The organism is Ruminococcus sp. 5_1_39BFAA (assembly GCF_964240875.1).
GTDB lineage: Bacteria > Bacillota > Clostridia > Lachnospirales > Lachnospiraceae > Blautia_A.
Genome location: NZ_CAXSVO010000001.1, coordinates 301886 through 321363, shown reverse-complemented (window position 1 = coordinate 321363; position 19478 = coordinate 301886). Strand labels below are relative to the sequence as shown.

Annotated in this window: 14 protein-coding genes; all 14 read left to right on the top strand. The window is 41.7% G+C overall.

Features of this window, described 5'->3' with window-relative positions:
- The first annotated feature begins 6 nt into the window (after window positions 1–6).
- Window positions 7–5007, top strand: a complete 5001-nt coding sequence (locus ACESZH_RS01445; protein WP_373216146.1) for a PQQ-binding-like beta-propeller repeat protein — start codon at window positions 7–9, stop codon at window positions 5005–5007.
- Window positions 5008–5027: 20 nt separating this feature from the next.
- Window positions 5028–6047: a hypothetical protein gene (locus ACESZH_RS01440; protein ID WP_373216144.1), complete on the top strand. Its 1020-nt coding sequence runs from the start codon at window positions 5028–5030 to the stop codon at window positions 6045–6047.
- 356 nt (window positions 6048–6403) lie between these two features.
- Window positions 6404–6841: a sigma factor-like helix-turn-helix DNA-binding protein gene (locus ACESZH_RS01435; protein WP_373216142.1), complete on the top strand. Its 438-nt coding sequence runs from the start codon at window positions 6404–6406 to the stop codon at window positions 6839–6841.
- On the top strand, window positions 6828–7088 hold the full coding sequence (locus ACESZH_RS01430) for a helix-turn-helix domain-containing protein (RefSeq protein WP_373216140.1): 261 nt from the start codon (window positions 6828–6830) through the stop codon (window positions 7086–7088). The genes ACESZH_RS01435 and ACESZH_RS01430 overlap by 14 nt, the downstream gene beginning before the upstream one ends.
- A gap of 228 nt (window positions 7089–7316) precedes the next feature.
- Entirely contained in the window at window positions 7317–7568 is a 252-nt protein-coding gene (locus tag ACESZH_RS01425) for a DUF6870 family protein (protein WP_373215590.1), read from the top strand.
- A 116-nt stretch (window positions 7569–7684) separates the two neighbouring features.
- Window positions 7685–9361, top strand: a complete 1677-nt coding sequence (locus ACESZH_RS01420) for a recombinase family protein (protein WP_373215589.1) — start codon at window positions 7685–7687, stop codon at window positions 9359–9361.
- Window positions 9354–11033: a recombinase family protein gene (locus tag ACESZH_RS01415; RefSeq protein ID WP_373215588.1), complete on the top strand. Its 1680-nt coding sequence runs from the start codon at window positions 9354–9356 to the stop codon at window positions 11031–11033. The genes ACESZH_RS01420 and ACESZH_RS01415 overlap by 8 nt, the downstream gene beginning before the upstream one ends.
- Entirely contained in the window at window positions 11014–12549 is a 1536-nt protein-coding gene (locus ACESZH_RS01410) for a recombinase family protein (protein ID WP_373215587.1), read from the top strand. Before ACESZH_RS01415 ends, ACESZH_RS01410 begins: the two co-directional genes overlap by 20 nt.
- Before the next feature lie 371 nt (window positions 12550–12920).
- A complete protein-coding gene (locus tag ACESZH_RS01405; RefSeq protein ID WP_373215586.1) occupies window positions 12921–14174 on the top strand; it encodes an ATP-binding protein in 1254 nt (417 codons plus the stop codon).
- A gap of 84 nt (window positions 14175–14258) precedes the next feature.
- Window positions 14259–15977 (top strand): hypothetical protein, encoded by a 1719-nt coding sequence (locus ACESZH_RS01400; protein ID WP_373215585.1) that lies wholly within the window; start codon window positions 14259–14261, stop codon window positions 15975–15977.
- Between the two features lie 346 nt (window positions 15978–16323).
- A complete protein-coding gene (locus ACESZH_RS01395; RefSeq protein ID WP_373215584.1) occupies window positions 16324–16914 on the top strand; it encodes a hypothetical protein in 591 nt (196 codons plus the stop codon).
- Window positions 16911–17681, top strand: coding sequence for a metallophosphoesterase (locus ACESZH_RS01390; RefSeq protein ID WP_373215583.1), 771 nt, complete (start codon window positions 16911–16913; stop codon window positions 17679–17681). Before ACESZH_RS01395 ends, ACESZH_RS01390 begins: the two co-directional genes overlap by 4 nt.
- 57 nt (window positions 17682–17738) lie before the next feature.
- Window positions 17739–18896 carry a tetratricopeptide repeat protein gene (locus ACESZH_RS01385; RefSeq protein WP_373215582.1) on the top strand — a complete coding sequence of 386 codons (1158 nt, stop codon included), beginning with the start codon at window positions 17739–17741 and terminating at the stop codon, window positions 18894–18896.
- 13 nt (window positions 18897–18909) lie between these two features.
- On the top strand, window positions 18910–19452 hold the full coding sequence (locus tag ACESZH_RS01380; RefSeq protein WP_373215581.1) for a hypothetical protein: 543 nt from the start codon (window positions 18910–18912) through the stop codon (window positions 19450–19452).
- Window positions 19453–19478: the final 26 nt, after the last annotated feature.

Genomic DNA, 19478 nt, shown 5'->3' with positions numbered 1-19478 from the left:
CGGAATATGAAGATAAGAAAGAAGCTTCTTTGTCTGATCCTTTCAGCGGCGATGGTATTTGGCAGCATCCCCGCTGGGGTTATGGCAGAAGAACTGGTTGTACTGGAAGAGTCAGAGATTGCTGCATATGATCTGACGGATACAGCCGATGGAGAAGATCTGATCATTCTGGAAGATGAAACATTTTTGCCTGCAGAAGATGCAGGCAATACGGTAATAGATGATGACCTGATTATTGATATCGAGGAAATCGTGATAGAACCGGAGGAAATAGTTACAGATGAAGATCAGATTGATTTGGAAGAAGAAAGGGATACCGAAATTCAGACTGAGACGGAGGGACAAAATGAAACAGAGTTTCAGTCTGAACCAGAAGAACCGGTAGAACCAGAAGTTCAGTCTGAATCAGAGGAACAGGCAGCGACGGAACTTCAGACTGAGTCAGAGGAGCAGGCTGTAACAGAACTTCAGACGGAAACAGAATTGTTCACTGATATCCTGATAGATATGGAAAGTCTGGAAGAAATTGAACTGTTTTCTGCAGCGGAAGAACCATTGCCAGGTTTTACAGGCAGCTTTATTCTTGCTGCAGATTCAGGCGGAAGTCTTGTGATTGCTCCGGAGTATGTACCATATACAAATGGTCAGACTGTAAAGGAAGTATTGCTTGAAAGTAAGCATAGTTTTACCGGTCTGGAAGCAGGATGGATTACAGCCATTGACGGTGTGGACGGAAATTATACCAGAAGTGATGAAGACGGCGGATATGATCTGGATCAGTTTGCAGAGAATGTAAATTATTTCCGTTTCAGTGAAGATAGAGACTGCAAACCGGAAGAAGGTCTGCAGAGGCTGATGAAAGCAATGGCAGACTATCAACTGAAAGATACAGATGTAAAAAATGCTGCGAAAGAAGCTTATGAGACTGCATATCAGCAGTTTTCCGGTATTGATGATGCATCTGCGGGTGTTCTTGCAGAGAAGTTAATCAATGCGATGGATGCATACGAGAATAATCTGAATGCAGGTACAGTGGCGGTTACTTTTAATAATGGAAGTAATACATATGCAGGGGTATCAATTGTCGCAGAGAATGGTTACGGAAGAACATGGACAGATGAGGATGGAAATGGCGTACTGGAGCTTCCGATGGGAACCTATCACTTCTGTATCAGTCAGGATGGGCTGATGGTGGAAGGTGAGATTACAGTATCGACAGAACCGGTAACAGTAACAGCTCCGTTACCACAGAAGTTGTGGCTGAAACAGGATGCGTTCCGTATTTCAGGAAGTTACGGCGAGGAAGGCAATGAAGAGAGTCAGTTTATCGATGATGAATATAAGGTAAGTGCATGGGCAGATCGTAAGGCTACGGTTGCAGTTCCGGATACATTTACTGGTAAAATTTATACCTATACGGAATATGATACCACACTGCTTTCATCTGTTCCGAAACTGACTGCTGTTTATACAAATACTGCAGGCACTGTAACAGAAGAAGATATTCCATTTGGTTCATTAAAAAGTGGTGTGTCTGGAGTGCTTGGCAGAGGAGCGGCAGGCAACAATATTGTGTACCGTATCAGTTATACGGAAGAAGATGGATATACTTATTCACAGGACTATACGGTTATGCTGGATCGTACTCCGTCTCTGATATCAATTACAGTCAAAGATCAGGAAGGATTTGAGCAGACTCCGATGACTGGTTTTGATGGAAGTGTAAAAGAACATATTTATAAGGTGCTGGATACAGTTACATCCGTGACAATCGCTGCAGAAGCACTGGATGCCGGTTATGTCGTGCAGGTAAATGGGCAGATGATAAGTGAAACGTCAGAGGGCATTACAGTAAATCTGGAAGAAGCAGAAGAAACAAGTATTACTGTAACAGTTAGTGCAGAAGGATATACGAATGAGTATATTCTAAAGATCAGACCGGGTGAGGGAAAAACACTTTCTTTTGTGACGAATGATACAGATGTAACAGTAGAAGTAGTGAATAGTAGTGGTCTGGTGATGCCTTTTGAGAAGTTCAAAGAAGGTGATTCTGGAAATCGTTATCAGTATATACTGGTTCCGGGAGAGACTTATAATTACGTTGTGACTCGTGATACATGGTACCATGTTGCAGATACTTTCACGATGGAAGATATTGCAGGCAGTACCATAAATGTGGATGTACAGATGGAAGACTGGCTTACAGGGCTGGCATTTGGAACCGGTACACAGTCTGCCAATAAAGGCAACCTGATTATGGATACTGCATTTGATCCGGCGGATCACAACTATCAGGTTCAGTATGTGGATACAGAGCATCTTGCATATATCTGGGTAAACTGTGGTCAGGATATAGAAATTCAGGCTATGTATGATCAGGTATTCAGGAGCAATCTGTATCATGGAAAAGCATATGACATGAAGCTTCGTTCAGGTGAAAAGCAAGGTGTGAAGCTGGAACGTTTCCTGATGGATGAAAATCCGATTGGAAATAAAATGATAATCAGATTAACAAAAGAGGCAGATGGTGTTACCTATTACCAGGATTATTCAGTTGATTTTACCAGAACACTGACTTTAAAAGATCTTGATGTAAAATGTGATGGTCTGACGGTTTCACCGGTACAGAAGGACGGAACCGTAGGATTTGATTCTGATGTAAAAGAATATGATCTCAAAGTTTCCATGATGGCTGAAAAGGTAGAACTGAAGACATTCTGTTATACAGATAATCCGTGTTATGGAGAGGCAGAGGTTGGATATCGGGTTAGAGTTGATGGGAAAGATGTAACCGCTGCCGGAGGAACAGAGATTGCTTTGGACGGTACTCTGAATACACAGACGGTACTTATTACAGTTGAAAATGATAAAGCACCGGAAGGAAGTACCGTTTACATTCTGAATCTTCTGAAATCCCCTCCGGTAAAAACAACATTTGCAGTCGCACCGGCATCCGCTTTAATTAGTATTTATGAAGTGATGTCCGATGAACGTATATGGCCTGATGAAAACGGAACATATCAGCTCTGTGAAGGTTACAGTTATAATTATGCTCTGTCAGAGTATGGCTATATCAATAAATCAGGTACGCTTTCTGTGACCAGAGATGAAGAAGAACGTCTGGTTATTACTGACAGCAGTGATACTTATCTTGTGACAGAAGCAGAAGATGGAAATGGTGCGGTAACATTAAACTGGACACTGCAGGAAGCACCGAGAAATGAAGATATTATTGTGGATATTGAATCGGACTGGTCAAACTTCCGTGGAAACGATGATAACAACGCTGTCAGTGATACCTCAATTCCGACAAAGGCAGAAGACGGAACACTTTTCTGGGCAAATAAGATTGGTGATGGTATTGATGCCGATGCAGTAGGAAGTCCGATCATTGTAGATGGATATCTAATCACTTATGCAAGTGATAATCTGTATCGTGTAGATACCGTTACCGGTGAGATTGTGGCAACTGCAAAGATGGATCATAAGTCCAGCTTCTCCATCACACCGCCTACCTATGCGGATGGAATGGTATTTGTTGCTCTTTCAAACGGAACCGTACAGGCATTTAACGCAGTGACTTTAGAATCTCTCTGGATCTACATGGACCCGCTGGGAGGACAGCCGAACTGTCCGCTGACTGTGAAGAATGGTTATCTCTATACCGGTTTCTGGAACAGTGAGACTTCAAAAGCAAACTTTGTATGTCTGTCGATTACAGATGAAGATCCGGGTCAGGAGAAGGAGCGCAAGAGTGCTTCCTGGTATTATACACAGGCAGGCGGATTCTACTGGGCAGGTGCTTATACCGCCGGAGATTATGTACTGGTGGGTACGGATGATGGAACGAATACATGTACAAGCCAGACTTCAAGCATGCTGATGCTGGATGCGAAGACAGGTACGATACTGGATTGCTGGAGCGGACTGAACGGTGATATCCGCAGCTCTGTGGTATATGACAGTGCAACAAACGCGTACTATTTTACATCCAAAGGCGGCAGCTTCTATTCTGTACAGGTAGAGGGAAAGAAATTTACAAATAAGTGGAGTGTGCAGCTCAGTAATGGCAGTCAGAGTACACCGATGAGTACCTGTTCACCTTCTGTTTATAATGGAAGAGCTTATATCGGTGTTTCTGGTGCAGGACAGTTTTCAGCTTATTCCGGACATAACATTACGGTCATTGATCTTGCGAGCAAATCCATTGCTTATCAGGTACCGACCCATGGATATCCGCAGACCAGCGGACTGCTGACAACGGCATATGCAGAAGAAAGCGGCTACGTTTATGTATATTTCTTTGATAATCAGACACCGGGTACGTTGCGTGTATTAAGAGATAAACCGGGACAGACCAGTGCGGATTATGTGACACAGGAAGGTGATATTACCACAGCTTATGCATTGTTTACTCCGACTGGAGATCAGGCTCAGTATGCAATCTGCAGTCCGATCGTAGATGAATATGGAACCATTTATTTTAAGAATGACTCCGCTCATCTGATGGCTTTCGGAAGTGCGATTGAAAAGATAGAAGTGACAAAACAGCCTGATAAGATGTCTTACAGAGAAGGCGACAGCTTTGATCCGACTGGCATGGTGGTTACAGCTACCTATGTAAATGGAAAGACCAGAGATATCACCAGATATGTAACATTTAATAAAGAACCGCTTTCTGCTTCTGATTCCACCATTACGATTGCTTTCGAGTATGTGATGTACCATAATGCAGAAAATGGAACAGGAATGAATACTGGTGTTCAGACTACAACACCTGTGACGACATTAAAGATTAATATCCTTAGTGCAGATGCGGGATATGTTCCGGGTGATGTGAATCAGGATGATATGGTTAATGCAAAAGACGCAGATCTCGTTGTTTCCTATTATTATGGAACAACAACATTGAATAATGACCAGAAGGCATTGGCTGATATGAATCAGGATGGCTGCGTAGATATCCGTGATGCAAACCGGATTGTTTTTGAGTATAGCCGGTCATGATCAGCAGAAAAGGAGAACATATGAAACGAAATGTAAAAATTCAAAAAGGTATTCAGAGATTTTTCCTTGGAATGCTGATGCTTACGATCATTGTCAGCAGCAGTCTGGTAAGTCTGGCAGCGGATAATTCTTCAGAGGAATTACTGAAGGAAACTGTGGAAAATACGCTGCAGGAATGTGCAGAAATGTTGACAACCAGCATTCCGGAACCGACATGCGGATCTGTTGGCGGAGAATGGGTTGTGTTTGGGCTGGCTCGCTGGGGCGGCGAAGTTCCGGAGGAATGGTTCGAAACTTATTATAAAAATCTGGAAGAATATGTAATAAGCTGTGAAGGTATACTCCATCCTAAGAAATATACAGAATATTCCCGTGTGATTCTGGCTCTGACTGCAATCGGAAAAGATCCAGCAGATGTAGGTGGCTATAATCTGCTGGAACCGCTGGCTGATTTTGAACAGACCATCTTTCAGGGAGTAAACGGACCGGCATTTGCGTTGCTGGCACTGGACAGCGGAAATTATGAAATTCCGGAAAATGTTACAGGCAGTACACAGGCTACCAGAGAACTGTATGTGGATTACATTCTGAGTCAGGAGCTGGCTTCCGGTGGCTGGGCACTTTCCGGAGATCAGGTGGATATTGATATTACTGCTATGGTGCTGCAGGCACTGGCTAAGTATACGGAAAGACAGGATGTGGCAGAAGCGATTGAGCAGGCACTTAACGTACTCTCTGAGCTACAGAATGAAAACGGCGGATACTTTGCTTATGAGGCAGAAAGCAGCGAGACTATCTCGCAGGTGATTACAGCACTGGCAGAGCTGGACATTGATGTGGATGATGCCCGATTTGTGAAAAAGGGGAAAAATCTGGCAGAAAGACTGCTGGAGTTTCAGTCAGAGGATGGCGGTTTTAAACATCTTATGGATGGAGACAGTGATCTGATGGCAACCGAACAGGCATTTTATGCATTGGTTGCCCTAGATAGAGCAATGTGTAATGAAACTTCACTTTATAATGTGAGTGGAAAAAACTGATTTTGTACCCTATAGTATATAAAACAGGAAAGTATAAAAGAAAAGTGAAAAAGTTGGAGCTGAATATGACAGAATGATTTGGCACAAGCCTCAAAGTACATATAAAACTGAATATTGCAGCGATAACACAAGAATAAATGCGGCAAAGGGGAACGCCGGATGGTTTAGCAGACCATCCGGCGTTTTTTCTTTGTCGATTTTTTTCGAACTCTGTCGTATAGGCACACATAAATTGAAAAAAATTTCCAAAAAAATCATCTCCACCCGGCATTTGCGCGATTGGTCAACGGGATAAGAAGCAAAGGAGCTGGAAAGCCTTTGTTCTTTATCAGCTGAGTCGGAAGGAGGTGAATAAGATGGAGCACTCTTTTTCCTATGATACAGCAACGATCAGGCATCAGTTTGATTATGTATGTAAAAGGGCATTGAAGAACGGGCGGATAGATTATCAAAGGCAGAAGACCCGTAAAAGGAAGCACGAGATACTGATGTCAGAACTGCCGGTAAATGAAAGAAAAAGGCTGTTTTCAATGGATGAATACAGCGTGGAGCATTATAAATTTCAGGTACTTGGTTACAACATAGCGGTAAAGGACGGTTTGCTTGCGGAAGCATTACAGTCTTTATCGGAACGAAAAAGAAATGTGGTGCTGCTTTACTACTATATGGATATGACAGATGCGGAGATCGCACGGGAAATGAAGCTTGTACGCAGTACAGTTCAGGAACACCGGGCAAGATCGATTGAATTGTTACGACAGAAAATGAGAGGAAATGCGGATGAGAAAAAATAATAACCGGAGAAAGAAATATCGTGAATTATTGCCGTTTTATATTATCAAAAATGCAGCGGAGGGCGATGTAGAGGCGCTTCATAAGGTTTTGGAATATTACGAAGGGGACATACGCAGGCTGGCAACGCAGGTTGTATATGATGAATATGGGGAGGCGCATTACATGATCAATGAGGAACTTCGGAGACGTTTGGAGATCAGATTGATAATGACTACGCTAAATTTTCGGATAGAGAAGGTCCGATGAAAATAAAGGTAAGTTTATAAAGGAGGTACTTCCCGACAATTTGTCGGGAAGTACCTCCTTTATAAAAAAATAAAATTTTTTACATCCCCGGCAATTTGGATACTTTAGAACGGGATATATAGTAGAAGAGGAAAACAAGGCATATTTATGAAGATACGTTTTACAGTTTGAACGTATATAGTACAACCTATACAAAGTATAGTAGATAAGGAAGAGGGTACATAAGGAATGATTTCTATTTTGCACATGGAAGATGTAGATATTCGCAGCGTTGATCCGGGAAGTCTGGTGGATATAGAACAGGTTGAAATCCATAGTGAGCTGCCAAAAGAAGAACGGTGGAAAAATTTTGTTGAACAGATTAAAAACCCCCGTTGTTATATCTGTAATGGGATGGTTGTAAAGGTATCTTATAACAATCAGGAAGAGAGACTGGAACAGAAACTGATGGATCTGATTATGGCATTGCATGAGGTGTGAAAAATGGAGATTTGGTATAGACAGCATACAGGCAAGATGCTAAAATATAAATGGACTAAGCAGAACCCCGAATAGATCAGGTTTTACTGAAAACATGACTATTTGAGGTGATAATAATGAATACAAATCTTGAGTATGCTGTTTATATGGCTGTTATTTATCTGCGCATTTCCAGAGATGACGGAGATAAGGATGAAAGCGACAGCATCACAAATCAAAGAGATCTGATTTTAAATTTCCTTAAATCACATCCCGAAATCCAAATTTATAAAATAAGAATCGACGACGGTTACTCCGGCGTTAATTTTGATCGCCCTGGAATCATTCAGACTATGGAAGATATCCGGTCCGGTTATGCGAACTGCATTATCGTGAAGGATCTGTCCCGTTTTGGCAGAAATCACATTGAGGTAGGAAGATATACGGAAAAGATATTTCCACGCCTTGGTGTCCGTTTTATTGCAGTAAATGATAATGTGGACAGTATTCGCAATGATCTGCCGGGAAACGACATCATTGTTCCATTCAAAAACCTGATTAATGATTCCTACAGCAGGGATATCAGTATCAAAATCCGCAGTAATCTGGAAGCCAAAAGACAGAGAGGTGAGTTTGTTGGAGCCTTTACGCCGTATGGATACCGGAAAGCGGACGATAACAAAAACAAGCTGGTAGTGGATGAAGAAGCTGCGGATGTAGTACGCTATATTTTCAGCCTGTATCTGCAGGGATATAGCGCGTACAAAATCGCAGAGCGGCTGAATCAGGATGATGTCCTGACTCCGCTTGATTATAAATGGCAGCATGGGTGTGCTTTGTATTCCTACTGGAGAAAGAGACAGAAGGGACAGTGGGACCATACCAATATACTAAGGATTCTGAGCAATCCGACTTATATGGGAACACTGATACAGGGAAGATATACAACGCCCAATTATAAAGTAAAGAAAATCGTACAAAAAGACCGGAGCAAATGGTGTGAAAAGGTAAACAACCATGAACCGATCATTGCTCCGACCATTTTTCGGTGCATTCAGAAAGCATTAAAAAATGACACCTTAACAGGTCGTTCTGCAGAAAAGCTGCATAGTCTGGCCGGTGTGCTTAAATGCGGCGATTGCGGGGCTAACATGAGCAGGAAAACAGTCCCGTCCGGCGGAAAGAAATACATTTATTATGTATGCAGGGCACACAAAAATAACCGTAAAGTCTGTACTCCACATAACGTCAGTGCGGAAGTATTGGAAAAAACGATACTGGATGTACTAAATCAGCAGATCCGTATGGCACAGGATATGGAAGCACTTTTGGAACAAGTGCAGGAAATTCAGTATAAACAGAAAATTGCTGCAAGGTGGGAACGGCAGATCGCGGATAAAGAGGAGCAGATACAGAAATATCAGAAGCTTCGTATTGAGTTATATGAAGACCTGAAAATGGAGATTCTTTCCTGGGAAGAATACGAAGAACTGAAAGCTGTATTTGAACAGCGGATTCAGGAAGCAGAGTGCGCACTGAGCATATTGCTGAAAGAAGCAGAACATATCGGGGAAGGGAAGACAGACTTTTGCGAATGGATCAATGAATTTAAGCGGTATGGCAGTTTGCAGCAGCTTACAAGAGAAGTCGTGATCTGTCTGATCGATGAGGTTCTTGTATATGAAAAGAAGGAAGGGGAGAAATATCCCCGCATAGAAGTACGCTTTAATTACCGTGAAGAAACAGAGATGACAGAAAATCTGCTGGAAGAACTGAAACTTCTGAAACCGGGGGAGGCGGGCGTACATGGCTAGAGTCAGCAGAAAAAAGAAGAAAGTTGCTCCACTGCTGGGATGTTATGTGCTGAAAATCGGCTTATACGTGCGGTTATCCAATGAAAATAATGGAGGAATGACGGACATCAGTGTAAAGACACAGCTGGCATATCTGAAACGGTTTGTGAAGAAGCTGGAGAATGCACGCATTGTCGATGTTTTTATAGACAATGGACAGACCGGCACAAATTTTAACCGGCCCGAATGGCAGCGTCTGATGGAGGCTGCCAGACGAAAGGAAATTAACTGTATTGTAGTAAAAGATCTTTCACGGTTTGCAAGGAGCTATATTGATGCGGGAGATTATCTGGAACGGATATTTCCGGAGCTTGGTGTCCGTCTGATTGCAATAAATGACAGCTATGACAGTTACAATATTCTGTTTCCGGAGAAGGATATTCTGGCTTCTTTCCGCAATCTGGCCAATGATTATTATTCAAAAGATATTTCCCGAAAGGTACTTTCTGCTTTTGAAACCAAAAAGAACAAAGGGGAATACATCGGTTCCAAAGCTCCGTATGGATATGTATTGATCGATAATCATTTTGTAGTTGATCCACCTGCAGCGGCGGTTGTAAAAAGGATTTTTGATATGCGCATGGCAGGCATGAGTTTTGGAAAGATTGCCAGACAGTTAAATGAAGAAGGGGTTGCGTCTCCCAGCAGATATGCAGGGGAACATGGATACCGGAAATATAAAAATGGGCGGGTAATTTTGTGGCAGGCACAGGCGGTCAGCAGGATCGTGTATAACCAGACCTATGCGGGAGATTTGATCGTAGGGAAGTTCAACAAGTCCATTTATTCAAATGTTCCAAATGGAAAATTGAAAAAAGAGCAGTGGAAGATAATAGAAAACGCCCATGAAAGGATTGTGGAGCGGGAAATTTTTCAAATCATAAATGAGACTGGTGAAAAAAACAGAAAAGAATGGCAGGAAAGTCAGGAAACAGCAGTATCACATGAAAATGTATTGAAAGATATCCTGGTGTGTGGAAACTGTGGGCATAAAATACGCAGACACAAGAGCACGAAAAAAGGGAAACCTAAGTATTATTATTCCTGTGATTCCGGTCAACGGTATGCGGATGTCGAGTGCTGTCCATTCTCTATAGTGGAACATAAAGTACACGAACTGATCTTGCAGCAAATCCGGATACAGATTGAGCTGGCGATAGAGATGGAGACATTTCTGTTAAAAATAAAGGAAGACTGTCTTATGTCCCGGGAGAACAGGGACAGGAAGGAAGCACTTGGGCGTATCCAGGGAGATTTGAACCGTTATCTGTATCTGAAATCGGGTATTTATGAAGATATGAGAAACGGTGTTTTGACACAGGAGGAATACCTGATTTTAAAAGAAAAATATGCGGAAAGGATAAAACAGTTACAGAAAGAGTATGAAGAAAAAGACAAAGAGCTGAAAGAGTATAAAACATACATAAGCTCTGAAAACAGATGGGTGCAGGCTTTTTTGGGATTCCGGGACGCGAACATCCTTACCAGAGAGATGGCTGAAACTTTGCTGGAAAAAGTGGAACTTTATGATGATCGGAGGATTCATATCATATTCAAGTTCAGAGATGATTATGAACACTTGAGTTCAGGTCTGGAAAGGAAGGTGAAAGCGTATGGCGTATCAGGAATATGAAATGTATCTGGCATTCTATCTTCGACTTTCTATGGAAGACGGCGATCTTGTATCCGATGAAAAGAAAACGGAAAGCAATAGTATCGCACATCAGAGAGAATTGATAAGTCAGTATAGAAGAGAGCGTCATCTTTATCCGGGGATGAAAGTTCTGGAATTTATAGATGACGGATACAGTGGGACGAGCTTTAACAGACCTGCTTTAATGGAACTGTTGGCATTGGTCAGGGAAAAACGGATATGCTGCATCATAGTCAAAGATATCTCACGTTTTGGAAGGGATTATGTAGACGTAGGGGATTATCTGGAACAGATATTTCCCTTTCTGGGAGTACGCTTTATTTCAGTAAATGATCATTATGACAGTGACGATTATCTTGGAACTACCGGAGGGATTGATCTGGCGCTGCGAAGCCTTTTTTATGACTGGTATAGCAAGGATCTTTCTATGAAAATGCGGTCTGCGTTAAAAATACGAAGAGAACGCGGAGAGTATATGGGGGCATTTGCACCTTTTGGATATAAAAAATCAAAGGAAAAAAGGAACAGTTTGGAGATAGACGAAGAATCAGCAGTTTATGTAAGGAGAATCTTTCAACTGGCAGGCCTGGGGAAGAGTACCGGAGAAATTGCAAAAAAACTGAATAAAGAAGGCGTTCCAACACCAAGTCAGTATCAGTATGAAAAAGGAATCAAAAAGAAATGTGCAAAAGAAAAATTCTTTTGGAAAAACTCTACAGTAAGAAAGATTTTACAAAATCCGGTTTATCTGGGGGTGATTGTGACCCCTAAATTACGGGTCACAGAAGTTGGAAGCAAAAGGTTAGAGACGGTGCCGGAAGAAGAGCGCATGTATATTCCGGATAAACATGAGGCGATCATAACCGAAGAAGCATTCGCCGAAGCTGCAAAGGTGCTTCGGGACAATGGGGAACAGAGTGGAAAAAAGCACAAGCCAAGAGAAATAAGACCTCTGCATGGAAAACTAAAATGTGGTGGATGCAGAAATAATCTTGTAAGGCTGCAACAGGTCAAAACACCTGTCTGGATATGCGAGAGAACACGTTTTGTAGAAATTGGGGACTGCTTTTGCGGCAGATTAAAAGAGCATGAGATAGAACAGTTGGTATTGCAGGAAATAAAAAAGAAGATAGACGATGACGAAACGGTATCTTCAAGTAAAAAAGAGAAGTCTCTGGTTCTGAGAAATGGACAGAAAAAAGATATTCAAAGGAAAAGGGAGTCGTTGAAAGTCCAGAAGCAGTATTTATATGAGGAGTATAAGACAGGGAAAATAGAAAAGAACATATATCTGAATAAGATCAATACTTTGCGGGAGGAGGAAACCTGGCTGCAGGCGCTGCTCAGTGCGCAGGAAAATACGAATGAAAAGGAAGAGAGCAGGGCAAGTGAAGCAAGAAATGCAGATGAACTCACACGGGAGCTGATTGACAGATATATTAAAGAAATATTGGTATATAGTGAGATAAAAATAGAAATTATCTGGAATCTATAAAAAAATCTTAGTCCGGACTTGACAAAGTCATACGGGGAGAAGGTGAAGGCGTATCTGCGCAGAGGAGCAAAGCCGTTGGCGGGGTTTGGGAGGTATCCGAATGAGGAGATTGGGTATGGGGTGCTGTGCGTCAGGGATAGTATACCTGTTTAAGTTAGAATAGTATTTTTTATAGACTGGTAATGCTTTTAGAATATGAGATTTTGGGAAAAATGTAAAGGAGATGATATATTGGTGTGAGAATTGTTAATGAAAAAAGTAGACTCATATGCCCCTGATTTTCATTATATTCTTGCGAATGAAAAAGATTTACCGTATAATGATGAAAAAGAAGGGCACATGTGCCGTGAATTATAGAAATAGGTGTGCTGATGGAAATAAAACGGGAGAGATACTTGAATGCCCTGATCGATCGTATGCATAATGGATTGATTAAGGTAGTGACAGGTATCAGGAGAAGCGGAAAGTCGTTTCTTGTGTTTCATATTTTTAAGGATTATTTGATTCAAAGCAGTGTGGAAGAGTCACATATTATAGAAATTGAATTGGATCAGAGAAAGTACAGGCAATATCGGGATCCTGATACTATTTTGGATTACATTGAATCCAGGATTACGGATAAGGAAATGTATTATATTTTACTGGATGAAGTGCAAATGCTTAAAGATTTTGAGGAAGTGTTAAATTCACTTTTGCATATAGACAACGTAGATGTGTATGTGACTGGAAGTAATCCTAAGTTTCTGTCTAAGGGTATTATTACGGAATTTCGTGGAAGAGGGGATGAAGTTCATGTATATCCTCTGACGTTTAGAGAATTCATGCAGGTTTATATGGGGGATGTGTATCATGGATGGGCAGACTATATAACTTATGGAGGTCTGCCGCTTACTGTAACAATGAAAACAGAAGAGCAGAAGATTAATTATTTAATTCGGCTATTTGAAGAAACTTATATAAAAGACATCAGGGAAAGAAATCATATTGAGAAGGTGCAGGAACTGAACGATCTGATAAATATACTTGCATCTTCTATAGGATCTCTGACTAATCCATCGAAAATTGAAACGACATTTCGCAGTGTTATTCATTCGGATATTAGTTTGAATACAATTAGATTATATATTGAACATTTGAAAGATGCCTTTATTGTTAGTGAGGCAAATCGATATGATGTAAAGGGAAGAAAATATATCGGAACTCCTCTGAAGTACTATTTTGAAGATATCGGACTCCGCAATGCAAGACTTGGATTTCGGCAAGTAGAAGAAACACATTTGATGGAAAACGTAATTTATAATGAACTGAAAGCAAGAGGATTTCAGGTAGATGTTGGAATGGTTCAAAAGAGAAGCAGGAATAAAGAAGGAAGGCAAGAGAAAAGACAGTTGGAAATAGATTTTATAGCAAATCTTGGAAGTAGGAGATATTATATCCAATCCGCCTTTAGCATTCCTGATCAGATAAAGGAGGAGCAGGAAAAGGCTTCCCTTTTGAATATTCAGGATTCGTTTAAAAAAATTGTCATTGTAAAAGATGTTATAAAAGTAAAACGGGATGAGTACGGCATTGTGACAATGAGTATTTATGATTTTTTGTTGAATGAGAATAGTTTGGAACTCTAACAAATATTAGTCCTTACTTGACAGCAGCATAGCAATGATCTGTGCCCCTGCGGTAGTGGAAAAAATAGAGGAGATGAGCCGGGTATGGAACAAAAGATAAAAAAACTCAGTAAAGAAAATCTGCAGGATATTATATTAAATATGCTGGGCTTACTTTCGAAAGAACAATGCGAAAGATTAGAGGTAATGATTGAAGCCTGTACAACGGAAAAGGACAAGATTCAACTGACTGAAAGCATGTCTCAGGAGTTTGTAGATGAAAAAATGGAACTTCTGAGAAAATGGATGAAGCAGATTGATGAGGGAAAATTATATCTGGATGTGGATGAATACGAAGACTATTCGGATTCTTATTGGGACAGAGACTGGATTACGGACTATTACGATAATCAGGAGATTGGTGATAAAGTTGAATTTATGATTCGGTTCGCACAGGAATGTGTGAACGACCGAAGATATCAGCAAGCGAATGATATTTATGAGTGGTTATGGGAAATGTCTGTAAGTACAGATCCGGAATACGAGTGTGATCCTGTGGATCTGGAACTATTGTCGGAGAAAAAAATTATTCATGCAGATCTGGAACAGTTAGCTTTACTGACCCTATATGTAGATTATCAGATACAGAAGCCGGAAAACCGCGCTGAAGATATATACTTGTATTTTTCAATTTATACGTTTCGAAAATTGCACATCCAGGATATGTTTTGCGTAGGACGCGAAGAATTAGATGGAACTGAACAATTCTGGGAAGATTGGGTTGCACTGCTGCAAATGAAAAGCGGGGAAGCGGAGAGCAGACTTTTACAGGAAGCAGTTCTATATCAGGAAGGAATTGATGGACTGGTAAAAATGGCAGATAAGAACTGTGACGTGCATCCGTCATTATACTTGACGGCGATGCAGGAATACAATAATAAGCATAATTATTTGCAAATCGAAAAGATTGGAGACAGGGCTATTGAAAAAATTGACAGTAAGCTTAAAATCAGAAGCAAAATAGCGCTTATGGCAGCATATGCTGCTTCCTGTCTGGGGCATGCAGAAAAACAAATGCAGTTTTGCTGGGAATGTTTTCGATCAGATTCAACTGTCAGAAACTTTCTGCGCCTTTTTGGAACAGAGGAAATGGCAGAGAAATATGGTTTGACAGGCCAAGAATTTTTGTGCTTCAGAGAAAAAGGAAATCCGACCGAATATGTAAGAAATTCGGAACTGGAAAGAAATATTGTTGGCGATTACGGGTATTATACACTTAGTTTTTATACGGGAGATTTTCAGAAGGTAAAAGCTGCATCGAAAAATCCCCAGGGGTCATTAGGATGGAGCGGAAGCTTTATCCGTTATGGTATCCGTTTGATTTTACTGTATTTATATGATAACCCATTACCTTCGAAAGCGGCTGCAGGTATAGCGGGATATGTGGGGTTTCCTGATGGAAATGACTTGAGTCTGCAAATGAATTTTGAGAGTGAAATTGTTGAAGAAAGTCGTAGACTTAAGATAAGTACGTTCTGGAACTATTTTCAGAGATGGAAAAAGTATTTTCAGATGTCAGGGGAAGAAAAAAATAAATATTTTACCTGGGCGGAAAAAATTGCTTACAGCAGGGCTGATGCAATTGTGTCTGGTCAGTATAGAAGACATTATGGAGAGGTTGCGGAACTGCTTGCTCTGGTTGCGGAGATAAAAGAGGGCATGGGAGAAGCGGGAGCAAAAAAGATGATTTTTCAGGAATATAAGAGAAAATTTCCAAGGCATTCTTCCTTTCAGGCAGAAATGAGGAGCTATTTTGGTATATAAGAAGCAGTTATGTTTGTGATAATGACGTAGCATCCAACCGGCCGACTTTATGACAACAACATAACATCCTCCAACGAATTTATGCGGTTTTAAGCCATTTTCATGGCAAAAAGCCGCATATTTTTTTTCAGGAGTACCGCTAATTTTTCAGGTAGACGTTTCCAGGGGACGAATTTTTGTTGTAGCAATGACTTGACATCCTTGGTGCTGTGCGAGAGGGACAGTTTACCGATTTGAGCCGCAAAAGAAGAAAGTTAAAAAAATTTTTTATATGCGATGGTTTAAAATGTGAGCAGGAGGTAAAAAACGTTCTTGGAATGCCTGTACAAAGAGAAAGGAGAGAAAAATGAATTACTATATCGCAGACGCACATTTTGGACATGCGAATATTTTAAGGCATAGTAAACGGCCATTTGGTTCCGTGGAGGAGATGGATGGGATGCTTGTGAAAAGATGGCAGGAAAAGGTGAATGAGAGCGACATGGTGTATGTTTTGGGAGATCTTTTTTACAGGCATAAGGACCCGGAGGGGATTCTGCGTTTGCTGCCAGGCAGAAAAATATTGATAGAAGGGAATCACGACAGGACCTGGCTGAGAGGAATTGACGGAGAAAAATATTTTGAAGATGTACAGCTCATGGCGGAGATCAAGGATGAGGGAAGGCGGGTGATCCTTTGCCATTATCCTTTGATGACCTGGTTTGAATTTGGAAAGGGGACATATCATATTTACGGGCATATTCATGACAGAGTGGACCTTCCCTATTGGCCGCTGCTGGTGAAGATGGAGGATGCACTGAACGCTGGTGTTGAGATCAATCATTTTTGCCCGGTGACATTGGATGAACTGATTGAGAACAACAGGGCATTTAAACATGCGTGGTGCGCAGGCCGGGATATTAAGGAAAGAGCGGATCAGAAAGGGGGGATCATATGATCTATGTAACAGGGGACTGTCATCAGGACTTCCGGCGCTTTTCTATGGACTGCTTTCCGGAGCAGCGGGAAATGACAAAAGAGGATATGGTGATCATATTGGGAGACTTTGGAGGAGTCTGGAATTATAAGGGAGAGGATAGGACAGAGAATTACTGGCTAAACTGGCTGAATGATAAGAATTTTACTACGCTTTTTGTGGATGGAAACCATGAATGCTTTCCAAGACTGAATTCGTATCCGGAAAGAGAATTCTGCGGGGGAAGGGTACATGAGATCCGACCGTCTGTTTTTCATCTGATGAGAGGAGAAATCTTTGAGTTGGAGGGCAGGAAATTTTTCGCATTTGGAGGCGCGTCCAGCCACGATGTGGAGGATGGGATTCTGGATCCGGTGAAGGACAGGGGAAAGATAAAAAGGTGGCTTTATGACCGGGAAGAACGGTTCCGTATAAACGGGGTCAACTGGTGGCAGGAAGAATTACCATCAGAGACGGAAATGGAAAAGGGCAGGAAAAACCTTGGACAAAACGGGGGAAAGGTGGATTTCGTTCTTTCACATGCAGCCCCCCAGTCGATCGTGGAGCTTTTGCAGGAAAGCGACCTGGAAAAGCAGCACATGGAGGCAGACCGGCTGACCGTATATTTTGATCGGCTGCTTATGGAAGGGCTGCAGTTTGAGAGATGGTTTTTCGGGCATTATCACAAAAACCAGCAGTGCGGGAAAAAGTTTATCTGTCTGTATAAACAGATCATTCCGGTGATGTGATCGCTGTCGCCCGGTTATGGAAAAACTGACTATGTATGAATATAACGGAGGTGCCAAATGAAGGAAAACGTGAAAGAACAGAAGAGCTGCACAGGCAGGAAAGACACAAATTCAGGCAACGCAGTTTCACTTGTACATACTTATACAGAAAAAGCGAAAAATGCGTATCAAAAGCTTTTAAAACCGGAAGAGGCACAGGAATATTTTGACAAAGCCTTCATTTGGCTGGAACAGGCGGAAGAGCATTCAGATTCATATTACAGCGCATTTGAGAAGCTATACCTGGAAGCGGCACAATTTTATGATATCCAGGGAGATGAGGAACGAGCCAGTGGTCTGTTTCAGTCTGCGATCCGTTGTTTTGAGGCTTTGAGCGAAAAAAGCGGCGTTTATTTCCAGGGTCTTGCAAGGAGCTGCTATTTCTTTGGACAGTATCAGGAACGGCATGGAAATATAGAGCAAGCGGAAATGCTTTATAAAAAGGATATTGACGCATCAGAAAAATGGTGGGATGCCGCCCCGGCAGCGGATATAAAGAGTGCTGAACCGGGCATTGCCTATTGTAATATCGCGCGCTTTTATGAAAAATGCAATTATGAGGCGGAAGCAGAGGAATTTTATTTAAGATCAATAAAGTTCATGGAGCAGCTCCCCAAAAAGAATACCGCGCTTTCCAGACAGGAAGCGGACGCTTATACAAACATTATAAAGTTCTATTTTCAGGCTAAAAGATATGAGGATTGTATCATATATCTGGAAAAAAATCTTGCTTTGTGTAACTCGCTTGTAAAGGAGGAGCCATCGCCGGAAAATGAAAGATGTCTGGCAGTCTGCCTGTCCAATGCGGGTACTGTTTATTATGAAAAAAATGCCATAAACAAGAGGATCAAGGACAGGGAAAGGGGATTATGTTATGATGACCAGTGCTTTCATCTTCTCAGAAAAAACAGAAATATGAGCGGAGCCGATGAACGGGAAGACTTTGCCATGCTGGGGCAGATCTACAGTCATTTCATGGAAACTGCTTCAGAATATTTCAGCGGAGGATATCTTTTTGTTGCCTGTGCTTTATGTAAACAGGCGCTTGAGATCGCAGAATGTATTCCTTATCCGTTTGTGAGAGAAAAATACGTATCTTCCTGCAGGGAGAATCTGGATCACGCAGAGCAAATGATACGAGCCAGGGCGGTAAATAATCTGTCCAATAAGAGGTGATGAGGAGAACAGTATGAAAAAAGCCATTAAAAAATCAGGGAAAATTGTAAGGGCGTACCGCCTTGGAGAGGATAGTGCGGTTTTAAAAGAACTCATGGAAAAGGGGAAAATTAGGAGGACTGGGGATGATACCTATGAGATATTTTCCCGGGAAGCTGTGGATGGAAAAGGGAAAACCGCCCATACAGGCGATTATATAAGAATTGATTCAGCCGGATATCCTTATCCGGTCCTGGAAGGGTATTTTGGGGAAAATCACAGGCAGATACAGGGAGAAGAATACGAACAGATCCCGCATCCGGTATACATCTGGACGGCAGAAGACAAGGAATGTGAAGAGATTCAATATCTCAGGAAATGCCGGGGACTGGCGCTGAATGAGGCGTGTCCGGAACGGTTTTTCAGCGCTGAATTGCGGGGGCGTCTGTCGTCGGCAGCAAAGGATGCAGTAATCGTATTTGATGGGATTTATAAAGACCGGAAGGGGCAGATCGTAGATGTGGATTTTAATTTCGTAGCCAGAACGGAGTTTGAAAAGGCGTATACGCTGCTGTAAAAAATGTGCTTTACAAAAAGGATAAG

Coding starts and splice junctions, on each gene's coding strand:
- ACESZH_RS01445 (WP_373216146.1), top strand. CDS start 7: ATGAAGATAAGAAAGAAGCTTCTTTGTCTGATCCTTTCAGCGGCGATG.
- ACESZH_RS01440 (WP_373216144.1), top strand. CDS start 5,028: ATGAAACGAAATGTAAAAATTCAAAAAGGTATTCAGAGATTTTTCCTT.
- ACESZH_RS01435 (WP_373216142.1), top strand. CDS start 6,404: ATGGAGCACTCTTTTTCCTATGATACAGCAACGATCAGGCATCAGTTT.
- ACESZH_RS01430 (WP_373216140.1), top strand. CDS start 6,828: ATGAGAAAAAATAATAACCGGAGAAAGAAATATCGTGAATTATTGCCG.
- ACESZH_RS01425 (WP_373215590.1), top strand. CDS start 7,317: ATGATTTCTATTTTGCACATGGAAGATGTAGATATTCGCAGCGTTGAT.
- ACESZH_RS01420 (WP_373215589.1), top strand. CDS start 7,685: ATGAATACAAATCTTGAGTATGCTGTTTATATGGCTGTTATTTATCTG.
- ACESZH_RS01415 (WP_373215588.1), top strand. CDS start 9,354: ATGGCTAGAGTCAGCAGAAAAAAGAAGAAAGTTGCTCCACTGCTGGGA.
- ACESZH_RS01410 (WP_373215587.1), top strand. CDS start 11,014: ATGGCGTATCAGGAATATGAAATGTATCTGGCATTCTATCTTCGACTT.
- ACESZH_RS01405 (WP_373215586.1), top strand. CDS start 12,921: ATGGAAATAAAACGGGAGAGATACTTGAATGCCCTGATCGATCGTATG.
- ACESZH_RS01400 (WP_373215585.1), top strand. CDS start 14,259: ATGGAACAAAAGATAAAAAAACTCAGTAAAGAAAATCTGCAGGATATT.
- ACESZH_RS01395 (WP_373215584.1), top strand. CDS start 16,324: ATGAATTACTATATCGCAGACGCACATTTTGGACATGCGAATATTTTA.
- ACESZH_RS01390 (WP_373215583.1), top strand. CDS start 16,911: ATGATCTATGTAACAGGGGACTGTCATCAGGACTTCCGGCGCTTTTCT.
- ACESZH_RS01385 (WP_373215582.1), top strand. CDS start 17,739: ATGAAGGAAAACGTGAAAGAACAGAAGAGCTGCACAGGCAGGAAAGAC.
- ACESZH_RS01380 (WP_373215581.1), top strand. CDS start 18,910: ATGAAAAAAGCCATTAAAAAATCAGGGAAAATTGTAAGGGCGTACCGC.